This window comes from Corynebacterium sp. CTNIH16 (genome assembly GCF_032821655.1).
GTDB lineage: Bacteria > Actinomycetota > Actinomycetes > Mycobacteriales > Mycobacteriaceae > Corynebacterium > Corynebacterium marquesiae.
The window spans coordinates 37,378-61,694 of sequence record NZ_JAVBIG010000010.1; the positions used below are offsets into that span (position 1 = coordinate 37,378).

General features: G+C 59.4%; 17 protein-coding genes. 1 reads left to right on the forward strand and 16 read right to left on the reverse strand.

Annotated features, from left to right (window positions below; translation table 11 throughout):
- Positions 1–127: 127 nt before the first annotated feature.
- The 13 genes from RAE04_RS09170 to RAE04_RS09230 all read right to left on the reverse strand — a co-directional run bounded on the left by RAE04_RS09170 (position 128) and on the right by RAE04_RS09230 (position 20,728).
- Positions 128–1,684 carry an acyl-CoA carboxylase subunit beta gene (locus RAE04_RS09170; RefSeq protein WP_198492176.1) on the reverse strand — a complete coding sequence of 519 codons (1,557 nt, stop codon included), beginning with the start codon at positions 1,682–1,684 and terminating at the stop codon, positions 128–130.
- Entirely contained in the window at positions 1,659–6,365 is a 4,707-nt protein-coding gene (locus RAE04_RS09175; protein WP_317027171.1) for an alpha/beta fold hydrolase, read from the reverse strand. Before RAE04_RS09175 ends, RAE04_RS09170 begins: the two co-directional genes overlap by 26 nt.
- Positions 6,366–6,444: 79 nt before the next feature.
- A complete protein-coding gene (locus RAE04_RS09180) occupies positions 6,445–8,157 on the reverse strand; it encodes an AMP-binding protein (RefSeq protein WP_317027172.1) in 1,713 nt (570 codons plus the stop codon).
- Between the two features lie 59 nt (positions 8,158–8,216).
- A complete protein-coding gene (locus RAE04_RS09185; RefSeq protein ID WP_317027173.1) occupies positions 8,217–9,131 on the reverse strand; it encodes a cutinase family protein in 915 nt (304 codons plus the stop codon).
- A gap of 22 nt (positions 9,132–9,153) precedes the next feature.
- On the reverse strand, positions 9,154–9,585 hold the full coding sequence (locus tag RAE04_RS09190) for a DUF732 domain-containing protein (RefSeq protein ID WP_005325418.1): 432 nt from the start codon (positions 9,583–9,585) through the stop codon (positions 9,154–9,156).
- Between the two features lie 2 nt (positions 9,586–9,587).
- Entirely contained in the window at positions 9,588–11,534 is a 1,947-nt protein-coding gene (locus RAE04_RS09195; RefSeq protein ID WP_317027174.1) for an alpha/beta hydrolase-fold protein, read from the reverse strand.
- A gap of 137 nt (positions 11,535–11,671) precedes the next feature.
- The gene (locus RAE04_RS09200; RefSeq protein ID WP_049377546.1) at positions 11,672–13,072 is read right to left on the reverse strand and encodes an NAD-dependent succinate-semialdehyde dehydrogenase; all 1,401 of its coding nucleotides are present in this window, start codon (positions 13,070–13,072) and stop codon (positions 11,672–11,674) included.
- Between the two features lie 21 nt (positions 13,073–13,093).
- Positions 13,094–14,239 carry an HNH endonuclease signature motif containing protein gene (locus tag RAE04_RS09205; RefSeq protein WP_317027175.1) on the reverse strand — a complete coding sequence of 382 codons (1,146 nt, stop codon included), beginning with the start codon at positions 14,237–14,239 and terminating at the stop codon, positions 13,094–13,096.
- 159 nt (positions 14,240–14,398) lie between these two features.
- A complete protein-coding gene (locus tag RAE04_RS09210; RefSeq protein ID WP_317027176.1) occupies positions 14,399–15,412 on the reverse strand; it encodes an alpha/beta hydrolase family protein in 1,014 nt (337 codons plus the stop codon).
- Positions 15,413–15,549: 137 nt separating this feature from the next.
- Positions 15,550–17,244, reverse strand: a complete 1,695-nt coding sequence (locus tag RAE04_RS09215) for a hypothetical protein (protein WP_317027177.1) — start codon at positions 17,242–17,244, stop codon at positions 15,550–15,552.
- A gap of 53 nt (positions 17,245–17,297) precedes the next feature.
- On the reverse strand, positions 17,298–18,278 hold the full coding sequence (locus RAE04_RS09220; protein ID WP_317027178.1) for a decaprenyl-phosphate phosphoribosyltransferase: 981 nt from the start codon (positions 18,276–18,278) through the stop codon (positions 17,298–17,300).
- Positions 18,271–18,786 (reverse strand): phosphatase PAP2 family protein, encoded by a 516-nt coding sequence (locus RAE04_RS09225; protein ID WP_308572583.1) that lies wholly within the window; start codon positions 18,784–18,786, stop codon positions 18,271–18,273. The genes RAE04_RS09220 and RAE04_RS09225 overlap by 8 nt, the downstream gene beginning before the upstream one ends.
- The gene (locus RAE04_RS09230; protein ID WP_317027179.1) at positions 18,776–20,728 is read right to left on the reverse strand and encodes a glycosyltransferase; all 1,953 of its coding nucleotides are present in this window, start codon (positions 20,726–20,728) and stop codon (positions 18,776–18,778) included. Before RAE04_RS09230 ends, RAE04_RS09225 begins: the two co-directional genes overlap by 11 nt.
- 106 nt (positions 20,729–20,834) lie before the next feature.
- Here RAE04_RS09230 and RAE04_RS09235 point away from each other — a divergent pair, with 106 nt between their 5' ends.
- Positions 20,835–22,097 (forward strand): hypothetical protein, encoded by a 1,263-nt coding sequence (locus tag RAE04_RS09235; RefSeq protein WP_317027180.1) that lies wholly within the window; start codon positions 20,835–20,837, stop codon positions 22,095–22,097.
- Here RAE04_RS09235 and RAE04_RS09240 read toward each other — a convergent pair.
- The 3 genes from RAE04_RS09240 to glf all read right to left on the reverse strand — a co-directional run bounded on the left by RAE04_RS09240 (position 22,094) and on the right by glf (position 24,183).
- On the reverse strand, positions 22,094–22,681 hold the full coding sequence (locus RAE04_RS09240) for a three-helix bundle dimerization domain-containing protein (protein WP_317027181.1): 588 nt from the start codon (positions 22,679–22,681) through the stop codon (positions 22,094–22,096). The two genes, RAE04_RS09235 and RAE04_RS09240, sit on opposite strands and share 4 nt — an antisense overlap.
- A 76-nt stretch (positions 22,682–22,757) precedes the next feature.
- On the reverse strand, positions 22,758–22,946 hold the full coding sequence (locus tag RAE04_RS09245; RefSeq protein ID WP_239274028.1) for a DEAD/DEAH box helicase: 189 nt from the start codon (positions 22,944–22,946) through the stop codon (positions 22,758–22,760).
- A gap of 40 nt (positions 22,947–22,986) precedes the next feature.
- On the reverse strand, positions 22,987–24,183 hold the full coding sequence (gene glf, locus RAE04_RS09250; RefSeq protein WP_317027182.1) for a UDP-galactopyranose mutase: 1,197 nt from the start codon (positions 24,181–24,183) through the stop codon (positions 22,987–22,989).
- Positions 24,184–24,317: the final 134 nt, after the last annotated feature.

Consider the following 24,317-nt stretch of genomic DNA (forward strand, 5'->3'; position numbering starts at 1 on the left):
CCTGCCTGGTTGAGAATATCAACGATGAAACCGATAAGTTCACTGACGATGTCCATAGCACTAGACAGAATCATAGATAACTCCTTCACTAGGATTAGCTCTTTATATGCTATCCAAGCACATGGCGTTACATCGGGGCAATAGTGTGCTTCTTCGGCAGATCGCTTTCCTGCTTGGTGGCCAGTTGGCGCAGTGCCTGACGGAGCGCCAAGCGGGACTGATTCGGCTGAATCATAGCGTCTAGATAGCCACGCTCGGCCGCGACATAAGGAGCGGTCATGGTCTCATCATAGAAGTCCATGAACATCTTCTTGGTCATTTCGCGCTGTTCCGGGGTCTCGGCGGCATCGAGCTGCTTACCGGCGATCATCACCACGGCAGCGGCCGCGCCCATCACGGCGATCTGCGCGGTCGGCCACGCCAGGTTAATATCACCGGTCAGGTTCTTCGAGCCCATCACGGCATAGGCACCGCCGTAGGCTTTGCGCACGATGAGCGAGACCTTCGGCACGGTGGCTTCCACCACGGCGAAGGCAAACTTGGCGCCGCGGTGGATAAGTCCCACCTTTTCTTGCTCCACGCCCGGCAGGTAGCCCGGGGTATCCACTACGAAGACCAGCGGAATATTATAGGCATCGCAGATGCGGATAAAACGCGCGCCCTTATCGGCGGCATCGGCATCAATGCAGCCCGCAAGGTGCATGGGGTTATTGGCCACAAAGCCAACGGTCTTGCCATCGATGCGGCCAAAGGCGGTGATCATATTGGGGGCGAAGTTCTCTTGAATCTCAATGAGATCCTCGTCATCGCCCAACTGGGTCAACAAGTCCATCATGTCGTAGCCAGCATTAGTGTCATCCGGCATGAAGGCATTGAGCTCTTCGTCTTCGGCCACTTCGGCGTCGGCAGGCGCAGCAAACTCCGGTGACTCATCAAAGCAGGTCAGCGGCAGGTGGTCGAGGAGATCGCGGACCATATCAAAGGCGTCATCCTCAGAAGGGACGACCGCCGAGACGTTACCGTTGAGCTCCTGCTGGCGAGCGCCACCGAGCTCGGCGGAGGTAATGTCCTCGCCGGTAACCTCGCGGATGACGTTCGGTCCGGTGACATACATTTCCGCTTCCTCGTCCACGGCAATGACAAAGTCCGTGGTCACGGGAGCATAGACGGCGCCACCGGCCGACTTACCCATCATGATGGAAATCTGCGGGCTGCGGCCGGACAGCGGCAACTGGCGGCGGGCGATCTCGGAGTACATGGCCAGCGAGGTCACCGCATCTTGGATGCGGGCGCCGCCGGAATCCTGGATACCGATGACCGGGCAGCCGATCTTGATGGCCATGTCCATGACCTCGGTGACCTTCTTGCCAAAGGTCACACCGACAGAGCCACCGTAGACGGTTTTATCGTGAGCGTAGATACACACGGGACGACCGGAGATGCGGCCATAGCCGGTGACCACGCCATCGGAATAGATGGCGTCAGGGTCACCTGGGGTCTTACCCAAGGAGCCGGTTTCGACGAAGGAACCCTCATCTAGCAATTCATTGATGCGTTGACGAGGCGTGGTGCGCCCAGCCTCGTCGCGGCGCTTGCGGGAGCGCTCACTGCCTGGATCCTGCGCCTTGTCCAGACGCTCGCGCAGGTCAGCGAGTTTCTCAGCGGTTGTCTGCTTGGCCGCCACGTATCTTCTCCTCGATCCATTCGTCCATATGCTTGCCCACGATGCCGATGGCCGGCTCGTCTGGCACTGCAAGGTGATCGCCTTGCAGCTGCACAATTTCTAGATCCTTAACGATAACTCCCCAACCGCCGTCGGGGTCAATCTCAGCGTAGCGCGGCTCCAGCTCAACCGCACCGTCGTGCATGCGCTCGGAGCGGAACAGCAGGACCGGCACGGTGACATCGGCCCAGCGGTGGAAGTCGATTTTGGCCAGAATCTGGTTATCCACGAAGGAAGCGCGCTGGTGCTCCAGAACGCCGGCGGCAAGGCCGTGCTCGGAGGCGTCGGTAGTAGCGAGGAACTCCGCCAGCATGGTCATAAGCGCATCTTCGCCCATGGTCTCCAGCATCTCGTACGGCGGCTCGAAGTCCAGTCCGTAGGTTTTCTTGGCAAAGGCCGCGTAGCGCTCCCACCGGGCACGGGTTTCTTCCGGGGTATCCGGCGCTGGGTTCGACGGCTGGGTGGTATCTAGCAGCGCGATGAACGCCACATCCACCGAGGTTTGGCCGCGCTGGGTTCGCTGATGTAGCTGGTAGGCCACCTCGTAGGCCAGCGCGCCACCGAAGGACCACCCGCCGAGCACGACCTTGCGGCCGCGAGCGTAGTGCAGGATGTCCTCGATATAAGCTTCGGCGCGCTCCTCCAGCGAGCCCTCGATGCGCTCTACGCCGTAGACTGCCACGTCCTCGGGCAGGCGGCGGGTTAGTGGCTGGTAGACCACAGTGGTGCCGCCGGCTGGGTGGAACATGAATACGGCCGGACCATCAGCCTCGCGCAGGACGCGGATATTGCCTTCTACCTCGGTCTCCAGTCCTTCGCGGACGAGGTCGGCCAAAGTCTCTAGCGCCTCGGCCTCATGCACCTGCTGGGCGGTGACCTCGATGCCGGCACGCTCGGTGAGGCGCTCGGCGATTTGGGTCGCTACCTCATCGCTTACCTCTGGCAGCACCGAGGTAACGCCCGCAGCTGCCTTACCGGTAAAGGTGGCCCAGGTGCCAAAGACCATGCGCTCCGAGGCGTCACGCGGGGCGACGCCGACGCCCTGGCCGGGTTCGTCTTCTTCTGGTGCAGGCGTATCCGCAGTAGCAGTCTCGTTGGTATCCACGCTGCCGCCGGCTACGGCCTCTTCCACCATGGAAATAACGTCGGCCAAAGAGGCGTCGCGTAGCGCCTGCACCTGCAGCGGCGGAATTTGGAAGTCATTTTCCACGCGGTTCTTAATGCGCATGCCCATTAGGGAATCCAGGCCCAAGTCAATGAGCGGCAACTCGCGCGGCAGGTCAGAGACGTCGTAGCCCATGGATTCCGACACGATGAGTGCGAGGCGGTCTTCCACGGTTTCCTCGGCGGGATCCCAGCGTACGGCATCAACTTCTGCGGTTGCTGCAGGCTCGCTTTCAGGCACATCGGCCACGCCCGGGATAGGCGCCGCGCCCAAGTCCAAGGCGGAGGCAAAGCCTTCCGCTAGGAGCTCCGTCTGTGCGCCTCGGACGGCGTAGACGGCTACGGACATACCACCGATGGACTGGCTTACCAGCGTGGTGACCTCACCGCGCGGTGGCAGGTCGGCGTGTTCCTCGGTAGCGATGATGCGCGCCCCAGGCTTGACGGCCTCGGCCGCCGCCTCCACGATGGCCAGCGCAGATGGCGCCTGGTCCGCATTGGTAGAGAAGGCAACCTTGCCCTCTGGCAGATTGACGCGTGCGCCCGGCAGGCCGGATACACCGGCCGACGGACGCGCGTTGGTCCAGAAGCGCTGGCGGTTGAACTGGGTATAGGGCGCCTCTACGCGCGCACCAGAGCCAAATACCGCACCGAAGTCCACCGGCATGCCAGCGACATAGAGCTTGCTGAGCAGATCCAGCAAGGACTCGGTGGGATCCACCTTGCGCTTCAACGCATACAGCAGCTGCGCATCGGCCTTGCCCACGGCGAAGGCGGTGGACATGAGGCCCATCAGCGCCACCGGGTTCGGCGAGATTTCCACCAGCTGGGTGTGGCCGGCGTTGAAGGCCGCCTCGGTGGCATCCTGCAGGTAGACCGAGTGGCGGGTCATGCGCAGCCAATAGTCCTCATCGTGCACGGTGGTACCAGGGCGATAAACCTCGCCCTTATCCACGGAGGAAAACAGCGGGGTGTGTAGCGGCTTGGCTTCCATGCCGGCGATGGCTGCATGCAGCTCGCCCAGGATGGGGTCCACGGCCGAGGTATGCCCGGCGGCCTTCACATTGAGCGCACGGGCGAACTTGCCCTCGCCGTCAAGCTTTTCCACCAGGTCCAGCACCTCTTGGCGTGGGCCGCCCACGGTGGTCATACCGGGTCCGGTATACACGGCGGGTTCGATATTGCCGTCGAGCGCGGCAATATCCTCGGCCGAGAGCTCTACGACGGCCATGGCTCCTTGCTCGGCATCGCTTAGCGACGCCTCACCCTCACCCATCAACCGTGCGCGGTGGCAGGCAATAACCATGGCGTCCTCTGCGGAGATGCCGCCTGCGGCATAGGCCGCGGCAATCTCGCCCATGGACATGCCCATCACGCCGGCTGGACGCACGCCAAAGGAAGCAAGCAAGTCCGTCAATGCAATCTGAATGGCGGTAATGGCCACCTGGGCGGTCTCGGTGTCATAGGTTTGGGCATCATCGTTGACGATATCCAGGATGGACCAGCCGGACTCAAAGTCCACGATGGCATCGAGCTCTTCCAAGCGAGCTTTGAACTGCGGCGAGAGCGCAATCATGTCCTTCGCCATCTTGCGGTGCTGGGATCCGAACCCGGAGTAAACAAATACCGGGCCTGGGACCTGCGGGGAATCCGCAGCGGCGATGCCAACGGAAACCTTGCCCTCAGCCACCTGGCGCAGGCGCTTGACCGCTTCCTCGGTGGAGCTAGCCATCACGACGGCGCGGGAACGGGAGTGGTTGCGGCGGGCGACAGTTCGGGCGACGTCGACAAGCGCGGGCTTTTCCGCCTCAATGAAGTCTGCCAACAGGGCCGCAGCGCGTGCCCGGCGCGAAGGCAAAAGGCCGGATACCGGCAACGCGACCGTTTCGGTGGAAAGCTGCGGCGCGCGTTCGGCCGGGGCACCGCGGTAATCGGTGAGTACGACGTGCGCATTGGTGCCGCCGAAACCAAAGCCAGACACACCCGCAACCTTGCGCCCGGAGTACTCGGGCCACTCGCGCGGATCCTCGACTACCTCGAGGTGCTCGGCCTCGAAATCGATATAACGATTCGGCGCCGAGTAATTGATATTGGCCGGAATTACGTCATTGCGCATGGCCTGGATCACCTTGATAAGGCCGACCACGCCCGCGGCGGATTCAGAGTGGCCGATATTGGTCTTGGCAGAGCCGAGCAAAATAGGAGTTTCGACCCCGCGGCCCGCACCGAGCACGCGGCCCAGGGCGGAGGCCTCGATCGGATCGCCCAGAATGGTGCCGGTGCCGTGGGCCTCAATATAGTCCACGTCCTGCGGATTTACGCCCGCATCAGCATAGGCGCGGCGCAGCACGTCCTCCTGTGCCTCCGGATTCGGGGCGGTCAGGCCATTGGAGTGGCCATCGGAGTTGACGGCAGAGCCCTTGATGACGGCCAGGATATCGTCACCGTCGGCTTCCGCATCCTCCAGGCGCTTGAGCACGAGGACGCCGGCGGCGTCGGCACGCACGATACCATCGGCGTCGTCGGAAAAGGCGTGAATGGCACTCGTCGGAGAGGTAACGCCCAACTCCGAGAACGCCGTGGACGCATGCGGGGCGGCCAAGATATTCACGCCACCGGCCAGCGCCACGTCCGCGCTCCCCGTGCGCAAATCCTTCATCGCCTGGTTCACCGCTACGAGGGAAGAAGAGCAGGCCGTATCCACGTTGATGGAGGGGCCGCGGAAATCCAGGGCGTAAGAAATGCGGTTGGCAACCACAGCCGAGGAAATTCCGGTCAGCGCATACGGGTGCATCTCGGCGGAATCGGCACCGATGAGCATGCCGTAGTCATTATTGGTCGAGCCCATGTACACACCGGTCTGCGTTCCCCGCAGTTCATTGGCGGGAACACCAGCGTTTTCTAGCGCTTCCCACACCAGCTCCAACAGGATGCGCTGCTGGGGATCCATGTTGGCAGCCTCAAGCGGGGATAGACCAAAGAATTCCGCATCAAAGGAGGCGATGTCTTCAAGGTAACCGCCATCGGTATTTTGCTGAGCGATCTTCTCGCTCATTACCGGATCTGCGGAGTATTCGGACCACCGACCCACTGGCAACGGGCCGGTGCCTGCGCGCGATTCCGCCAACATAGACCAGAACTCTTGGGCATTGTTGGCGCCCGGGAAGCGGCCGGAAAGACCAATGACCGCAATGTCGGATCCCTGCGCGATCCGCGGGGCGCGCTCTTCCGGCTGGGGCACCGCCGGTGCGTTCAGCAGGCGGTCCGCCAGCAGCTCGATGGTGGGATACTCATATGCCACGGTGGCATCGAGGCGGGTTCCCAGAAGGTTTTCCAGCTCGCCGGATAACACTACAGCATCCCGCGAGGAGAGGCCATAATTTTCCAAAGGCTTGGAATCTAGGATCTCTTCGGCGGAAACACCGGTGGCCTGGGCGACCCAGTCACGCAGCCATGCTCGCAGTTGCTCGATGGTCATAAAAAGGTCTTTCGTTACGGAAAAATACTAAATAGCAAAGGGGTATATCGCTATATTTTGTCACTTTGTTAGCGATATATCAGAATCCCACATAATTCTTCTTGGCTACGCGGCGCGCAATCTTGCCGGAGGACGTGCGGTTGATTTCGCCAGGTGCCTTCCACACGATGTCATCCGGAGTGATGCCGTGGTGGGCAGTGACCGCGGTGCGAATGGCCTCGGTTGCCTCGGCATCGTCGGACGGCTGCGCATCATCGGCGCGCTCCACCAGCAAAACGAGGGACTCAGAGTCATTGCCTTCCACGGAGAAGGCAGCAACGGAATCTGGGCGAACCTGCGCGGAAGCGGCTTGCACCGTGCCCTCAATATCCTGCGGATAATGGTTGCGCCCAGCAATGACGATGAGATCCTTCAGGCGGCCGGTAATATACAATTCCCCATCCACGATGGTTGCCAAGTCTCCGGTGGCCATCCAGTAGTCGTCTTCCGGCAGGCCATCTTGTTGACGCTCACCCAGCGTATTGCGGAAGGTCGCAGCAGTTTCCTCTGGGCGGTTGAGGTAGCCGGTGGCCATATTGGGACCGTGGACCCAGATTTCTCCGATAACGCCGTCCTTCACCTCGGCGCGAGTTTCCGGATCCACAATGGCGAGGTGCTGATGCGGCACGCACTGGCCATTGGAGGCGTAGGCAACGGTGTCTTCGGATTTATCCTCGACGGCGGCGCGACCTGCAGCTAGCTCCGCGCGGTTAAAGTGCGCGATGACCGGGCGCTTCTCGGTTTGCGGGGTAGACACAATAAGCGCCGCTTCTGCCAGACCATAGGACGGTCGCAGTACGGAGCGATCCACGCTGAAGGCATCGAGGAAGGAGTCCACGGCCGATTCCGTCACCGGCTCGGAACCGATAATGATGCCGGCCACGTGCGAGAAATCTGCATCCTCGGCATGGCGAGCGGCGAGTTCCAAGGCAAAGTTCGGGATGGCGGCATAGGTGGCCTGCTTGCCCGCGGTGAGGCGCCGGACCCAGCGATCCGGGTGCTGGATGAAATCGCGCGGGGTCATCATCTCGAAGTCGAGGCCCAAGATGGTGACAAATACGGCCAGGATGATGCCCATATCGTGGTGCATCGGCAGCCAAGAAACGATGCGGGCAGGCATCTGCAGCTGCACGGCCTGGAAGATCTGCGCCACGTTGGTAATAATCGCGCGATTGGTGAGCTCCACACCGGCCGGGGTGCGGGTGGAACCGGAGGTGTACTGCAGGAAGGCAGTGTCCTCTGCGGTTCCCTCCACAGGAGTCCAGGAGGACGCCAAAGAATCAGGAAGGGCGTCGAGGGAAATGATGCGCGGGCGCTCGCGTTGAGCGGAAAAGTACGTGCGCACTGCCGCCGCCGATACGCGGTTAGTTACCACGATGGACGGTTCACAGTCACCAAATACGGCCTTTAGGTGGTCCGAGTGCCCCGGTTCGTTGGGGTCATATAGCGGAATCGGCACCATGCCCGCATATAGAGCGCCCAAGAAGCCGAAGACGTATTCTGGTGAATTACCAGCCAAGATAGCCACGCGGGTACCAGGCTCTGCCACCTGCTGCAGGCGCGCCGCCACCACCTTGATGCGGTTATTGACCTGTGCGCGGGTGAGCTCCCGGCAGGTTTCTTCCTCACCGTAGATCCACTGGCGCATCACCACGCGGTCTGGGTCGGTCTCCGCTTGGAAGAGCTTCTCTGCCAACTGGGCCAAGGTGAACTCGGGCGCTAAGAACTGCCCCATCTGCGCTTTTAGATCCATCGATTCTCCTTAGGTAAATGGTTTCGGTAATAAAACTATCGGAGTTGGGGGAATGGTTGTTACGCGGCGTCGATAAGCTGGCGGGCCCAACCCACTACCCATTGGTTGGCAGTCGTTCCATCGATAACGCCACTATTGGAGGCGTATTGCGCATGCACGCCATTCGCGGCAATCAAACCCTGCGCGCGCTCAAGTGCATTGGTCACGTTTGGCGGGGCATCACAAACCGAATCATTGGGCGCGCAAATCTGGAAGGTGCGATCCGCGAGGCTACCGAAGCCATTCTGGCGCGCACCACGCATGGAAGCACCCGGCACGATGGGCTGAACCAATCCGGATACCGGTTGAAGGGCAATTTCAGCACCGACGCCACCCACCTTGCGGCCTGGGTTTTGCCCGACGCCATTTTGGCGGCGGCCGTCTGCGATAAGGGCCACGCCCGCGATGTTTTCCGCGGGAACCACGCCCTGGCCGCCACCAATCTCATCGGCAACGTCGCCGGCAATCACGGCACCCTGAGAAAAGCCGCTCAGAATGAACTTGGTAGCCGGGCAGCTTTGGTGAACGCTACGTAGCTCGTCATTCATCTTGGCGGTTCCCTCATTGCGGGAATCGTCGTAGCTCACCTCGTGCTGCGCATTAATATTTTTGAATTGCGCGGTATAGGGAAGGGTCCAGACCTTCACGTCGTCCCCGTAGGCCTCCTGCAACGGCTTCGTAATAGACAGCATGAACGAGCGCGGGTTGGCAGAAGGGTTAATGGGGTCGTCGTCAGCCGCGGACTCCCAAGTACCCGGCGCAGAAATGAACTCCACACGGGGGCACCACTCAGGCTGCTGCGGTTGCGGCGGCGCGGCCTGCTCCGTGGGGTGCGGAACCGGGGAATCAGTGCCTTGGTTGAGGTAACGCGACGCGCCCACGCCAATGACAGCTAAAACGACGAGGGCCGCGACAACGGTAATAGTTTTTCGCATGGATTAGTTGTACCAGCTAAACCTAGCAAATCCCTGAACGTGCGGAATCCTTGATGAGCTGGGAAAGCTCCTCAAAACTCTGCGTGGTGCGCTGCTGCTCGATGAGCTGGCCGGCAACCGCAGAAATGGTGACCTCATTCTCGTCACAGGCCGCTTTGCCGGCTCCAAGGAGCTGATCCTCTACGCCATCGACGTTAACGCCGGCGTCCTTGAGCTTGTCCAAGTACTTGGCGTCCGGTTCCGGCACCTCAGCGGACGGGATTTCAGAGATCTCACGCGCACCGCGATCTTCTTGTGACTTAGAAGCGGAATTCTCCGAAGAGGAAGGGGCATCGGACTCCCGCTCGAGGGGCGCGATCTCGGTCTCTTGCGGCGGTTCGCTATCCACCGTGGCGGAATCGCAGCCCGCAAGACCCAAGCACAGCGCCGCGCCCACAACTACTAGCTTGCGCATAGCTACTTCTTCTCGGCCCGAACCTGGCCGAGGACCTCGCTGATCTTGCCGTGCTGGAATTCCTGGCTCACGCCGCCAGCGGCAATCTCAGAATAGTCAGAAGTGGGCCAGCCGAACTCGCCTTGCTCCCAGCCAGCCTGGCCCCAGCGGTCCATGATCTTGCTCTTCAGAATGTAGTGCGCACCGGACTTCGGGGACCAGTAGATGCTGCCCTTCTCAAAGGTCTGGAAGAAGCCGCCGTTGACGGCGTTCTCACCAGACGTCGGGAAGCCGAGCGCAGATTCAGCGCCGCCCATGTCCTTGTACTTGGCGCCGATAGCACCGTGGACTACCTGGTTGGAGCCATCCGGGTTACGGGTCAGGATGCCATCCTGGAATTCCTGCATGTAGCCCTCGCCGACCTTCTTGACCGGGCCGGTCGGGTACTTCAGGTCGCCATTTTCGTAGCCGTTCTTGCCCCAGGCCTGGAACATATCGCCGGTAATCTCCCAAGCACCGGTCTCCGGGGACCAGTAGATGGAGCCGTGCTCGAAGTGCACGAAGCGTCCCTTGCCGTCCGGGGTCTTAGACTCGCCGGTCTTAGGGAAACCCAGCCAGGAGGTAGGCCCGCCGATTTCGGCGTAGCGGGCACCAATGCGGCCGAAGAGGGCGTGCGCACCGGTATCCGGGGACCAGTAAGCGGTACCAGACTCGAAGTCTTGGGCCTTGCCCTTCTTGGCGACGTCGTACTCGTTATTCAAGCAAGAGCCAATGACGCCGCTCTTGGTTTCCTTGGCGATTGCACCGATAGCCTCACAGTCCGCACCGCGATCAGCCTTGTCCATCTCGAGGGCATCTGCGATGTAGGGCCATGCCTGCTGCATCTCAAACTGCCAGTATTCCCAGCTATGCACGCCGGATGGGCGGAACTTAGTCACAGGGTCAATCTTGGCGCGCTTCGCATAATCAACAAAAGTCTGGGTCGACATACGGGAGATGACCTCCAAGCCCATGCCGGCAAGGTTTGCTTGACCCTTGGCCACGGAGTTGGCGTTACCAAAGTCATCCTTGCCCGAACCTGCAGAGACATACACCGTCATGTCCTTCAGGTTTTCAATGCCCAACTTTGGATCGTGGTCGATCCAGTTTTGGGACCCTGGCTCGCCCCACATCTTGCGGGAATCATAACCGCCGGCATCGCGCTGCGAAGCCATGATGGCTTCCGGCATGCCGCGCGTAGTGGTGTCCAAGTAGCCCGAGAAGGAGCCCACGAAGTTGAACAGGTGTGGGTTACGCTCAGCCAAGTTCATCGCGGCGGTGCCGCCCATGGACAGGCCGGTGACCGCACGCTTGTGGTTCGAGCGGTACTCATGGTCCAAAATGGGGATCAATTCCTTGGTCAGGAAGGTCTCCCACATGTAGCGCTTACCGCGGTCTGCCTGCTCCCAGTCCGAGTAGAAGGAAGATTCGCCGCCTACCGGCATAACTAGGTTGACATTACGGTCAGCGTACTGGTTCAAAATATTGGTCTCGATGGTCCAGCCGGACTCATCGTCACGCGCACGCAGGCCGTCGAGCGCCCATACCTCTGGGAACTTCTTTTCCGGGTGGGAGTACCAGTCACGAGCCAGCTGGATTTGTACCTTCTGCTCTTTATCCGGCATGGCTGCGGACTTGATGTAGACCATCAAGTGGCGGTTGGTCAGGTACTCCACACGATTGATCTTGACACCCTCCGGCAGGCCCTTAACATCTGGGTATTCGGTGTTCAGCGGGGTGCGAGCGGGCGGCTCCTTCGGGGCGAAGTGATCGGACAGGCTGGAATCGCCGCCGATTGCGGAAGAGAGATCGCCTACGGAAGATTGTGCGGTGGCGTTTGGCAGCAGAGCCAAACCCACGGCAATAGCGGTAGGTACTGCGGCCACTGCAAGGCCCTTGCGAGCTTTGCTCGGGGAAGTGCTTTTGCGCATAGGTAAACGTCCTTGAAGATTTGCCGCGGTACCTTTCCGAGGGTTCCCCTCCCCCGGACCGATGCCTGCGGCGTGAGCTGTCTATCGTGTGCTCAAGTTTAAGTTGAACTTGAGACTTACGCTAGACTGACACGCCGCTACATTGCCGGGGAGTTGCCCGGGTTATCCTGTCCGCTCACGCGGTACAGGTGCTCGTTGACAAACTCGCCGACACCCCAGCGTGCCAGCTCGCGGCCGTAGCCGGAGCGGTTCACGCCACCGAAAGGCAGGCCTGCTGCGGTTACCGACGCCTCGTTCACAAAGGTCATACCATCGTTGAGCTGGTTTGCCACCTCGAATGCGGCATCCAGGTCGGTGCCCCATACGGAGCTAGACAAGCCATAGTCCGAGTTATTAGCAATCTCGATGGCTTCTTCGACGTCCTTGGCCTTATAGACAATGGCGACCGGACCGAAGATTTCATTGCAGCCAACGTCGGCGGAAGGGTCGACGTCGGTAAGCAGCGTAGGCTCCATGTACGCACCCTCGCGGTCAATCTTCTTGCCGCCTACGCGAACCTTGGCATCACCGTTGGCTGCAGCCTTCTCCAGCCGCTCTACAATCTCATCGCGAGCGCCGATGGAAGACAGTGGACCAATATCTGCATTCTCATCGTCGTACGGGCCAACCTTCATGGCCCCGATCTTCTTTTCCAAGTACTCTACGGTGCGGTCGTAGAAGTCCTCGAGCACAATAAGTCGCTTCGGCGCGTTGCAGGCCTGGCCAGTGTTGTACATGCGAATCAAGTTGAACTGATCCAGTACCCACTCGAGGTTTTCATCATCAATGACCAAGAACGGGTCGTTGCCGCCCAGCTCCAGCACCGACTTCTTATAATTTTCGCCCGCGGTCTTTGCTACTGCAGAGCCCGCAGCTTCAGAGCCAGTCAGGGAAACGCCCTTGATACGCTTATCCGCTACAAAAGCATCCATCTGGGAACCGGAAGCGTAGATGTTGATGTACGCGTCCTTCGGCAGACCAGCCTCTTCCAGGATGTCCTGGCATGCTTGGGAAGACAGCGGGCAGATGGAAGCGTGCTTGAGCACAATAGTGTTACCCAGCAGCAGGTTAGGCGCCGCGAAGCGGGCTACCTGGTAGTACGGGAAGTTCCACGGCATGATGCCCAGCAGTGGACCGATCGGCTCCTTGCGCACTACGGTCTTGTGCGCGTTTTGGGCCGGCAGGTATTCATCTGCAAGCAGCTCGTGAGCATGCTCAGCATAGTAGCGGTAGATATCGGCCACGATCTGAATCTCAGCCTTAGCCCAACGGGTTAGCTTGCCCATCTCACGGCCAATGTGATCGGCTAACTCATCAATGCGCTCTTCATAAAGATCCGCTGCGCGCGAAAGGATCGCCGCGCGTTCCTCGATGCGGGTCTCACGCCATGCGTTAAAGGCCGCAGTAGAACGGTCCAGAATGTCATCACGCTGTGAATCATCGATACGCTCGAAAGTGTCTTCACTCTTACCAGTGCTTGGATTCTCAATAGCGAACATGGGCCCCTGTATAGTCCCGACTCACGAACCTTGCAATGTTCTCCTCTGCAATTTAAGGAATTGCTCCCAAGTAAGTTTCCAGTGAATATTTCGTGGCGCTAGAGGTCCGGCTGCGCGGTCCACTTCAAAGGTGCCATCCTCAAACATCCAGACAATATCGCCGGTAAAAGGATCCATCACATAGCGCACCCGCCCATCAGTCTTTACGTTGTGGTGATGCTGGCATAAGCTGACCAAGTTTCCGGCGCTGGTCGGACCCCCTTCGTCATACTCCACACGGTGGTCCAATTGACAATAGTGTGCCGGCATCGAACATCCCGGCCACCGACACGTCGCATCCCTTCCTTGCACCCAGGCCCTAATTTCCGCAGTGGGAACATACTGCGCAACGTCATTGGCCTCCAAGGTACGCACTGCCGAATTTTGCGTTAAATACTCCCCCAGCACACACCAGCCTGCAGCAGGAATAAAAACTCTGGAGGGGTCCTCGCCAGTGCGATAGGTGTTAATCACCACCTTGGTACGAGTGCGATCAAATATCAGGTGCTCTAGCGCCTGCGCTTTCGAAATTCCTTCTTGCTTCGCTGCTTTGTCAATATGCCGCGCGATGGCTGCTGCAGTTGCTTTATCTGTCTTCAACACAACAGTAGCTTGCCCGCCCTTATAGGAAACCGAGACCGCACGCTCGACGCTCTCGGACAAATCTGGCTTTAAAAGGCCATCAATAAACCCTCTGAGAAAGTTTCGAATTTCTGGCTCTGTAGGCACGTGTTGGCTAGGGTCCTTTGGCGTAAGGAAATCTGCTAAAGCTGCATCAACCAGTTGAATCTGCGCTTCATCCCCGCCGAGGGGGCGCAATTCCACGTCAATAACTTGGAGTCGCGGAAGGTCCAAAATCCAGTGTTCTGTTTGTACTGCGGTAGTAAGCGGCAGTTCGCGCATCCGAAAGTGGGCTTGGATTGCACTTGATACCCGCCATCGCGAAAGACCGAGCTTCTTAGACAATACAGCCAGTGTGCAATCAACGTCGTCTTCCAACTGTGGCAACACTGCCTGGAACAGTTGCCATGATTGAATTCTTTGCACCATGGCCATGACACACACGGTGTCTTCCATGTCATTGGTAGAAAAATACGCTTGTTTTGGTGGTGCGGTAGCAGTAGTCACAAAAGCTCCCCCTCTAAATAATTTCGCACACCCAATCGAACTTACGCCCCTAGATTAGCGCAACGCCGAGACACCCGCAATAGCTAGACGCATATTTGTTCGATACGACTCGTAAAAGAAAATCCCCTTTCCTTAGGAAAGGGGATTCGGCCGCAAGAATTACCAAGCGTTCATGACGTTAAGCACCTGTGGCTTAGAGCGGTTGAGCTGGTAGCCAAACTGCTCCCAGTTGTGCAGCCCCTGGGCCGGGTAGCTCACGGTTGGATTGAGACCCTGCAGGCGAGCAGCGCCTTCCCACACGCGGGTGGTGATATTGGAGCCGACCTCAAGTGCAGCACCGGCCGCCTGATGCTCCGGCAGGTAGTGAGCATCGCCAGCACCTGGGACGCCAGAGGCAGCGGAGATATACAAGTTGGTGTTGCGCAACTTCGGAATAAGCAGCAGCGGATCATTCTGGAAACGCTTCGGGTTAAACAAAGACCCGTACATTGCATTGATATTAAAGCCACCTGCATCCAACATGGCTAGACGCATGAATGTCTGTGCACCGGGGACAGTTGTAGTCAAGAAGCCAGAGAAGGACAGCGCCTGACGAAATTGATTCGGGTGCTTTGCGGCGAGGGTCAGAGCGGCACCGGCACCCATGGACAGGCCAGCGATGGAGTTATTGTTGCGAGCAACGCCGAAGTTACGCTCCAAGTAGCCAGGGAGCTCGCTGGTCAAGAAGGTCTCCCACTTGTAGTTGACCGGATTTTCCAGGTCGTAGGTAGCAGGCCCCTGCCAGTCAGCGTAGAAGGAAGCGGCACCACCAACGGGCATAGCGAGGGTAATGTTATGCGGCTCGTAGGTCTTGGCAGCATTAACGTCATTTACCCATGCATTAGTGCGCTCGGTGGCACGCAGGCCATCCAGCAGGTAAAGGGCAGCATTGCCGCCACGCTTTGCCGGCTGAACCTGCACCGGAATGGTGCGGCCCATGGCCTGGGACCACACGTCACAGCGCTGGACCCACCAGCCAACCTTGTCCCACTCACACGTACCAGTGGCGTCACGGCGCAGCCAGTCGCGGTTGGCTGCCTCTGCCGGCTGGGACCCTGCTACGACGGCCAGGCCCAAAGCTACGGCAACTGCCATGATGACTGAAAGGACGCGACCTTTGATGGATGCAGTCATCTTTCTCCTTCAAACTACTCGGTGATTGTCACTAAGTTCTATCGTCCGGAACCTGTATACCGTTAACGTCACGGATCGATAACAATGTCACAGAATAGTGTAACTTAGGTTCCCCCTAAAGTCTGCATTTGAAGGGATTAATGCAGGTAGTCAGAGGGATTAGAAGAAAAAGTGAGGGTCCGGCCATCGGTCAGGGAGAATTTAATATTTTTCCAGAAACGGTCCCAAGTTAGGGGTTCCCTGTATGTGGCGAAGAGTTTCTGAAAATCGGCGTCGCCAAGCGCGGCGCGAGCCTTGGCCGCCTCGTGCTTATCAATCCACGCCGGAATCTCGTCGATATCGGCTGCGGAATCTGCCACCTGCCACGACATATCCAAGCTCTTGTCGTGCCCAATGCGCCCGCCCACGATGCGCGGCTGGCGCGCCGCCAAAGGGTTGCTGAGACCGATATTGTCCAGCACGCGAATATCCAGCGGCGCATTCATGGAAGACAGACCCAAATTGAGCAGGTAAACGGTCGGCGGATCGGTGCGGGAAGGGTCCGCAGGCGTGGCCATCCACGAGAACCTATCTTCGCCCTTGATATAGCGGAAGGTCATGGCGTCGCCGGACTCTAGCTCGTCGATGCCCTCCTGGTAGTCCTCCATAAACTTGGCACCAAGGAACTCTTCGGCCCGCATAGGAGGATCCTGGCGCTGGGTGGCATAGGTCCAGAAATCGCGCTCGTCCACGATGGAAATTTCATCCGCATAGACGCTGCGATCCACCGGATGGCCGCGCAGAACGATAACCAGCGCCCACACCGCGCAGAGGACGGAGACAATCCACATGCGTACGCTAACGACAAAGATTGGAAGCAGAAACGCAAAAAGTGGCAGCAGCAGCATGCGGCCGTGCATAAAGTCTCCGCCCACGCGCAAGACGTAAAGCGTATGGATGAGCGCCGCACCCGCAAAAAGATACGTGGCAGTGGCGGTGGAGCGCAGAGCGGTAGGGCGCAGGTCCGCCTTCCACAGACCTGCAATGGCAAGCACGATGAGCGGCAGGAAGAGCCAGTACGGTCCGGCAAAGTCCGCCAAGTAGGTAAAGCCCTTGCCCCATTCGGAACCCGCCGCGGACTTGGCCACGGCCGTGTGCGGGGTCAGCAGGCCGTAGTAACCCATGCGGAAAATCTCATAGGCCAACGGCAGCGGCACTGCGGCGGCGAGAATTTTCCACGAGCGATGGGATACCAGCAGCAAGATTCCTACCAGCCCGCCGTACAGGGCGAACTCTGGGCGCACCAGCCAGGACAACCCAGCCCAGAAGGCGAGCCAGTAGGCATCGCTATTGCTTCCAGAGTGGCGGCGCGGGCGCGACCACCGCAGCAAAAGCCACCACAGCACTGCGAGATAGAAAATGCACAGGCCCCATTCCAGCCCAGAAGTGAAAAAGTCCCGGGCCGGCGGCAGGGCCAAATACACAAGCGCGCCGGCCGGAAGGACGGCTCCAGAGCGCATGCTTGCCGACGCCCCCGTGCCGACAACCATTGCTGCTACCGCCAAGAAGAGACCCAAGTAAACGGCGATTCCTTCCAGATTTGCATGGGAAACCCAGCGCACGAGAAAGATGAGGTACTGCCACAGCGTGGAGGTATTGGCCTCTACACGCTCGCCCATATTGAAAACCGGACCGTTCCCGGCTTCAAGGTTGCGCACCGTGCGCAGGACGATGAGGCCGTCATCGGAAATCCAACGGCGTGCGAAGCCACCCCAGAAAGATAAAACACCGATCACAAGAACGACCGCTGGGGCGCTCCAGCGGGCGATGCTCTTGTGGTCGATGTTAAACACGGGGAGAAAGTTTATCAGCCCCGCGGAAAATTTCTATATCGATTCCGCTGTGTCTAGAGCAACGGCATGATATAAACCGCCATGGCAATGCAGGCGAGCCAAGCCAAGGCGAGAACCTGCAAAGTGCGGTCCTCCAGTGCAATCTCGTCCGGTGCGCCGCCCTGGCCGCGGTCCACGTCGGCCGCATAGCGGAGGATGGCAATGGTAAACGGCACCATGGAAATCTGGTACCACACGCCACCGGTCTGGGCGTCGTTAGCGAGCTCGAAGCCCCACAAGGTGTAGCAGATGACCACCGCGGTGGCGGCTAGGGTCCACACGAAGCGCAGGTAAGTGGGCGTATACCCCTCCAGGGACTTGCGGATTTTCGCGCCGGTTTGCTCCACAAGAAGGATCTCCGAATAGCGCTTGCCAGAGGCCATAAATAGCGAGCCAAAGGCCGCCACCAGCAGGAACCACTGCGAAAGCTCGATACCTGCGGCTACGCCACCGGCCATGGTGCGCAACATGAAGCCGGAGGACACCAGGGCAATATCGATCACCGGCATATGCTTCCAGCCAAAGCAATAGCCCAACTGCAACGCGATATAAATCGCCATCACGATAGCCAGCTGCGGCCCAGCGGTGGCAAGGAAAGACAAGCCGACGGACAGGCCGATGAGCACCACGGCCATGACATAGGCGAGCTTAATCGGCAGCACGCCCGAGGCAATCGGGCGGAAGCGCTTGGTCGGATGCTCTTGGTCCTCGCGCCAGTCCTTCGCATCGTTAATCAGGTAGATGGAGGAAGCGCCGAGGCAAAAGACGACGAAGGCCAAGAGGACGTCGAGAAGCACGCGGCCGTGGAATAACGCATCGGCGCCGGCCGCGGCGGGGGCGGCCAGCACCAAGACGTTTTTGACCCACTGCTTGGGGCGCAGGGCCTTAATCATGCCATCGGCAAGATTCTTCGGCGGCTTGCGCTTGCGGCCGGTATCTACGCCGGAGGTGTGCGGTTCCGAATGGAAAAAGTGCTGGTTTCCATCATCACTCATGCTTCATTCCTTTCATCACGACCTCCGCGGTAGCAGCGCCGATGGCCGCACCCACGGCCGTATCTGTTGGATAGTGCACTCCGAGCACCATACGCGATGCCATCATTACCGGCACGCCGAGAAGGGGCGCCTTGCGGCCGGTAAGGTGGCTTACCGCCACCAGGAATGCGGTGGTCGAAGTCGCGTGCGAGCTAGGGAAAGACAATGTGGAGGGCGTCTTTACCCCCACGCGCACGTACGGATAATCCGGGCGCTTGCGGCGCACGATGCGCTTGAGCACCACACTGGCGGCGTGCGCGAGGAAGGCGGCGGCCCCAACACGGACCCAGCCTTCGCGGCGGCGCTTGTCGATGCCCGCCCCTACCGCAGCGCTGCCCATCCAGCCCAAGGCATGCTCGCCCCAGTGGCTAAGCCCGCGGGCGGTGGGAAGCACGCCAGGCACGTCGAAGGCCGCACCCTGGATGAGTTCGAGGACGCGCGATTCTGCTACGGAAAGCTTATTGGGCATCGAAGACCTTCTTCCACGACTCACGCGAGGTCAGCTCCGGCTGGGCCGCGCGGTATTCGGCGCGCAGGTCGTCGAAGTTCTCTTCGATTTCTTTCAGCAATTCGCGGGTCTGGTTAACGAGGTCCTTGGCCAGATCGCGATCACGCTTGCGGAAGGCCACGCCGGTGCCACCCGCGGTGGACACGGTGGCCGAATCTACGCGGGACAAGGTGAACCAGCGGGCCTCGTCCGGGGTGAGGTTGAGCTGCGGCGCCTCATGGTGTGCAGCGTCTTCCTTGCTGACGAGGTGCTTGAGACCCTTGATGGCCCACGGGATCTTCTTAATCTTGGCCAGGCGGCCGCCGACATTGCGGGTGGGCACGCCCGGCGCGCCGGTGGGAGCCGGGAGCTCATCGGCGGATTCCAGGATGACGGCATCGGAGTAGTTCTTGCGGATCTGCGCGATGCGCGGCAGCGAAGACTCCAGGATGTCGAAGAGATGGTCCGGCCCGGCCAGGAAGTCTCGCATAGCCTCAATCTGGATGGCCATGGTGGAGTATTCCATGCACATGGTGTGCTTGAGGGTGGACTTAAAGATGGACTTGGTAATGCCCTTGACCGGCCCCTCGTGGTACATCGCAGCCACGATGAGGCGGTTGCGTAGGTGGAAATAGGCCTGCCAGTCAATGGCATCGTCCTTATCGGCCCAGGCCATGTGCCAGATGGCGGCACCCGGCCAAGTCACCGTGGGGAATCCGTTGCGCGCTGCTCGCAGGGAGTACTCGGTATCGTCCCACTTGATAAACAGCGGCAATGGCTGGCCGTTGGTTTCTGCCACGATGCGCGGGAAGAGGCACATCCACCAGCCGTTATATTCCACGTCAACACGGCGGTGCAGCGCACGGGAATCATACTTTTTCGGATCCAGGTGGGTTTCGCGGGTACCGATGGCGCGCAGCGGGTACTTAGCAAAGTCGTGGTCGTAGACGGCGTGCGGCGCCGCGCCCCACATGAAATCGGCACGGTTAACCTGCTCGCCGGTAGTGCGCAGCTGGGAGCGTTCCTGCAGGTTGAGCATCTGTCCGCCGACGACAATGGGCCTGGCGGCGTAGCGGGCCGCCTGAACCGCACGCAGTACGGAGTCCGGCTCAATGGCGATGTCATCATCCATGTAGAGGATGAAGGGCGAATCGGTAATTTCCAGCGCCTCGTACATGATGCGGGAGTAGCCGCCAGAGCCGCCCAGATTGCCCTGGCGGAACTCGCGGAAACGATCGCCAAAGTGGGCCACCGCCTCGTCGTAGCCCGGCTCATCAGCGGGGTGCTGGTTGCCCTGGTCCGGCATGAGGACGAAGTCGATGATTTCATCTACCACCGGATCCTCGGCCAATGCCTTGAGTGCTGCCACGGCATCGGCTGGGCGATTGAAGGTAGGAATGCCGACTGCCACGCGCTTGTCCTGCGCCGGCTGCTCGGTCCCATCCGGCAGCAGCTGTGGGCCAGGGGCGTGGGGGGAGCACCAAGCGGCGTCGGCAAGCGTGGTTTCCTGCTCGGCGGTGATATCGAACCACAGCCAGCCGCCGTCCTCGAAGTTTTTAAGCGGCAGCTCAAACTCGTGGTGGCCGGAGCCCACTAGGTGGTTGGCCACGGAAATGCGCTGGCCAGCCTGCTTAGACCGGTACAGGGAAATATTTGCCTGGCCCTCAATGTCTAGGCTGAGAATAACGGAGCGCAGCTGCGACCAGCGGCGCCAATAAGAAGCCGGGAAGGCATTGAAGTAGGTCTCAAAAGAGGCTTCCTCGCCGGCAGGGATGGTTACGGACGTGCGGTCAAACCAGCTAAGGCGTTCGCGGTTTTGCTCGGCCTCAATGAGGTAGAGCATCCGCACATCAAAGGGCTCGCCACGCTTAGGCAGCAGGATGCGCTGCAGGGGCTCATGGGCCTGGGTGTTGTTGGCAGTCACGATAGCTTCGATTCTCCAAACGGTATAAACAGTCGTCAGCGATTTAGCGTAGTTGCTTTTGCATAAGTACTACGGTTTACACGCGGAGCCCGTAAGATGGAACATCATGAGATGGGTTCCTTGCGCGGCAGCAGTAGGTCTTCTCGCTGTAGCCAGCGCGCCCGCCGCTATCGCAGAGGAAAAGCCCACGGTGGAGTTTCTGGACCACGCCCAAATCCTCAGCAATTCGGACGAAGACGCCATCAAATCGCAAGCACAGTCCATGCATTTGCCGGATTCTGTGCACGAAGTCCTCTACGCTACGTATCCGAATTCGGGCGAGGAATTTTCCCGGACTCTGTTCCATGACTTGGCCCGCGAGCATCCACATTTCATCAGCGGAAGTGAGTTACAGAAAAATGTGCTCGTCATCGCGGTAGGTTTTGAGCCCAATAGTATGGCTGTGCACTGCGGCACAGAGGTGTGCCAGGACATCAAGATTTATGACGAGGGCCGCATGGACGGCATCTTGGACCAGATGCGGCCGGCGCTGGCGGACGATGACTATACCGTCGGCATGATCTTGGCGACGCGCGCCGCCGCGGATACCACCGTGCGCCGGCAATATGCGCAGGATGCGCCCACGTGGTCCGTGTTCATCGCAGCCACTATGGTGCTCGTAGTTCTGGGCGCGGTCGGCCTCATTACCTACTTGTTCCTCCGCCGCGCCCGAGTGCGCAAGCGCTTCGATTATATTGAGGGCGCTCGCGACAGGGCTGAGGAACTCATCAAGCGCACGGAGGCCCGGATTGACGCCCTGCATTCCCCCTTGGCGGGCGACTACCTGAAGGTACAGTGGCGCTCTCTGTTCAATCAGTACACTGATGCGCGACCGACGCTCAAGGCACTGGAGAACATCCAAGACTATTCCCTGCACGCTGCCTCCATTAAGGAGGCATACAAAGCGCTCAAGCAGATCAATACGGCCGCAGCGCAGATAGATTCCTTGGAAAATTTCTGCGCCGGCGATACTGCAGTGCGCGCGGGCGAGGTGCAATGGCTGCTTGGCGACGCCCAAGCGGCCCTCTCCCGCCAGCCCGACAACGCCAGCTTGCGCCAGATTACGCAGCGCATTAATGACCTGTCCCGGGATCTGTCGCGGGAAGACTTCGACTCCGCCTTCGCTCGCATCCTCGAGGACTACCACCCCATGGTGGGCGCGCTGCCAGAAAGGCTATATCCGCAACGCGACCGTAAAACTCCCCCGCTTCTGGGCACGCCGGAATGGCGCCCCGGCATGGGCACGCATTACATGCCCTATAGGTTTGCGGGCTTCTGGGTAGCTAATAATAACGTCTCCTCCCAGCTGCCCAACCCATATCGCTTCTAAGCGTTGACCGGTTCGGCTACCGGATCAATGCCCAGCTTATTGAGCATGTAGAGTACGCGGGCTTCGAGGTCATCAGCCAATTCGCGCGCCTCCTCCACGGTATCCGCGGCAGGAATATCCCAAATTTTGATGTCCTTGCCTGCCTCATCGCGCTCGATCTCGCGGCCCAAGAACACGATGTAATCTGGCATCGCTACCGTGCGCACCTCATCGAGGTACTTATTCGGGGCCTCGCCCATGCCGCGCTCGTTCATGACGTGGGCAAGGTGACCTTCCGCTTCGTTTTCTGGGTGAGTAACGGCGGTATCTACAAAGAGGGCTTCACCGGCGTGCTTGCGGGTCAGTTCCGCTGCGGCTTGGGCCAGCGCATTATTGGTACCGGCAGCAAAGCGAACGTGCAGGCGGTGAGCACCGAAATAGTCACGGACCTCACGCTCCACCAAAAGCGGCACGAATTCATCGAGTTCCGCCTTTTTGGTGTGCTTGGCAATAACCTCATCGAGCTTGGCATCGATTTCCGCGGCCGTGTACTCGTGGCCATAGTTCTCGTGCAGATCCTGGCGCAGGGTTTCAAACTGGTTCATTGTTATCCCCTTTCTCGGATTATTGGCCCGTTTGCCAATTGTTAACCTGTCGTTAACTTTAACAGTTAACGTTGGGTTAAGTCAAACGGTTGGGAATAACCCAATAGTTTTCTGCATCGAAAAGCGGAAAGGCCCGCCGGGAGTTCCGGCAGGCCTTCTTGGACTGTTCCTTCTTTTTATCGGGAATGCGCGATGCGCGGCTACGCAATTTCAGGTGCTCCTGCAGCCGCTCCGGCGACATTTTCCACATGCGGCGGTCAGCCATGCCGTCACCTCCTTTCCTCAGAGGTGATCAAGCATAGCGCTTAGTGGCCACGCTCCTGCTCTATAGCCTTGCCCTCGTTCCAGAAGGGCGCGAGCTTATTATCAAACATGGACAGCGCTGAACCGATAGCCATGTGCATATCCAGGTACTGGTAGGTGCCCAGGCGGCCACCGAAGAGAACCTTATTATCCTTCGACTCCTGGGCGGCGAGCTTACGGTAGGCCTCCAGCTTGGTGCGGTCCTCTGGGGTGTTGATTGGGTAGTACGGCTCATCGCCCTTATCGGCAAAGCGCGAATACTCCTTCATGATGACCGTCTTATCCTTCGGGTACTTATCCTTGCGCTCCGGGTGGAAGTGGCGGAACTCATGGATGCGGGTATAGTCCACGTCCGCATCGTTGTAGTTCATCACCGGGGTGCCCTGGAAGTCACCGGTATCCAGCACCTCCAAGTCAAAGTCGAGGGTGCGCCAACCCAGCTCGCCCTCGGCAAAATCAAAGTAGCGATCCAGTGGGCCGGTGTAGACCACGGGCGCATCTGGGGACTCGGCGCGCAGCTCTTCGCATACCTCAAACCAATCGGTATCCAGGCGGACCTCAATATTGTCGTGGTCAGCCATGTTTTCTAGCCATGTCGCGTAGCCGTCGACCGGCAGGCCCTCATAGGTGTCGTTGAAGTAGCGGTTATTGAAGGTATAGCGCACCGGCAGGCGGGTGATATTCGCGGCCGGCAGCTCCTTCGGATCGGTCTGCCACTGCTTCGCGGTGTAATCGCGGATGAAGGCCTCATACAGCGGGCGACCGATGAGCGAGATGGCCTTCTCCTCCAGGTTTTGCGCCTCTTCCGGGGAGAATTCGCCGGCCTGATCCTTAATGAGCTGGCGGGCCTCATCCGGGGAGTAATAGCGGCCGAAGAACTGGTTGATAAGACCCAGACCCATCGGGAATTGGTAGGCGGTGCCATCGTGCATGGCAAACACGCGGTGCTGGTAGTCGGTGAAATCGGTGAACTTATTGCAGTAATCCCACACGCGCTTATTAGAGGTGTGGAAGAGGTGCGCGCCGTACTTGTGCACCTCGATTCCGGTGGTGGGTTCGGCCTCGGAGTAGGCATTGCCGCCGAGGTGATTGCGGCGCTCCACAATGAGCACCTTCTTATCCAGCTGGCTAGCGGCGCGCTCGGCAACCGTTAGACCAAAAAATCCAGAGCCAACAACGATGAGGTCATAAGAAGTCATGGCCTCCACTTTATTGCACTACGGCAGCTGACACGGTGCATCGGCGTGTCGCAACAGATTTCACAGAAGTCACAAACGTACCATCACTATCAACTCTTAACTTTGGCAACGGTTTTTACAGCTGCACAACCCTA

Excerpts from the sequence above, each read along its gene's own strand:
- RAE04_RS09240 (WP_317027181.1), bottom strand. The coding sequence starts at position 22,681 with ATGAACCAGTTTGAAACCCTGCGCCAGGATCTGCACGAGAACTATGGC.
- RAE04_RS09210 (WP_317027176.1), bottom strand. The coding sequence starts at position 15,412 with ATGACTGCATCCATCAAAGGTCGCGTCCTTTCAGTCATCATGGCAGTT.
- RAE04_RS09225 (WP_308572583.1), bottom strand. The coding sequence starts at position 18,786 with ATGCCCAATAAGCTTTCCGTAGCAGAATCGCGCGTCCTCGAACTCATC.
- RAE04_RS09185 (WP_317027173.1), bottom strand. The coding sequence starts at position 9,131 with ATGCGAAAAACTATTACCGTTGTCGCGGCCCTCGTCGTTTTAGCTGTC.
- RAE04_RS09245 (WP_239274028.1), bottom strand. The coding sequence starts at position 22,946 with ATGGCTGACCGCCGCATGTGGAAAATGTCGCCGGAGCGGCTGCAGGAG.
- RAE04_RS09200 (WP_049377546.1), bottom strand. The coding sequence starts at position 13,072 with ATGTTCGCTATTGAGAATCCAAGCACTGGTAAGAGTGAAGACACTTTC.
- RAE04_RS09175 (WP_317027171.1), bottom strand. The coding sequence starts at position 6,365 with ATGACCATCGAGCAACTGCGAGCATGGCTGCGTGACTGGGTCGCCCAG.
- RAE04_RS09220 (WP_317027178.1), bottom strand. The coding sequence starts at position 18,278 with ATGAGTGATGATGGAAACCAGCACTTTTTCCATTCGGAACCGCACACC.
- RAE04_RS09195 (WP_317027174.1), bottom strand. The coding sequence starts at position 11,534 with ATGCGCAAAAGCACTTCCCCGAGCAAAGCTCGCAAGGGCCTTGCAGTG.
- glf (WP_317027182.1), bottom strand. The coding sequence starts at position 24,183 with ATGACTTCTTATGACCTCATCGTTGTTGGCTCTGGATTTTTTGGTCTA.
- RAE04_RS09235 (WP_317027180.1), top strand. The coding sequence starts at position 20,835 with ATGAGATGGGTTCCTTGCGCGGCAGCAGTAGGTCTTCTCGCTGTAGCC.
- RAE04_RS09180 (WP_317027172.1), bottom strand. The coding sequence starts at position 8,157 with ATGGATCTAAAAGCGCAGATGGGGCAGTTCTTAGCGCCCGAGTTCACC.
- RAE04_RS09190 (WP_005325418.1), bottom strand. The coding sequence starts at position 9,585 with ATGCGCAAGCTAGTAGTTGTGGGCGCGGCGCTGTGCTTGGGTCTTGCG.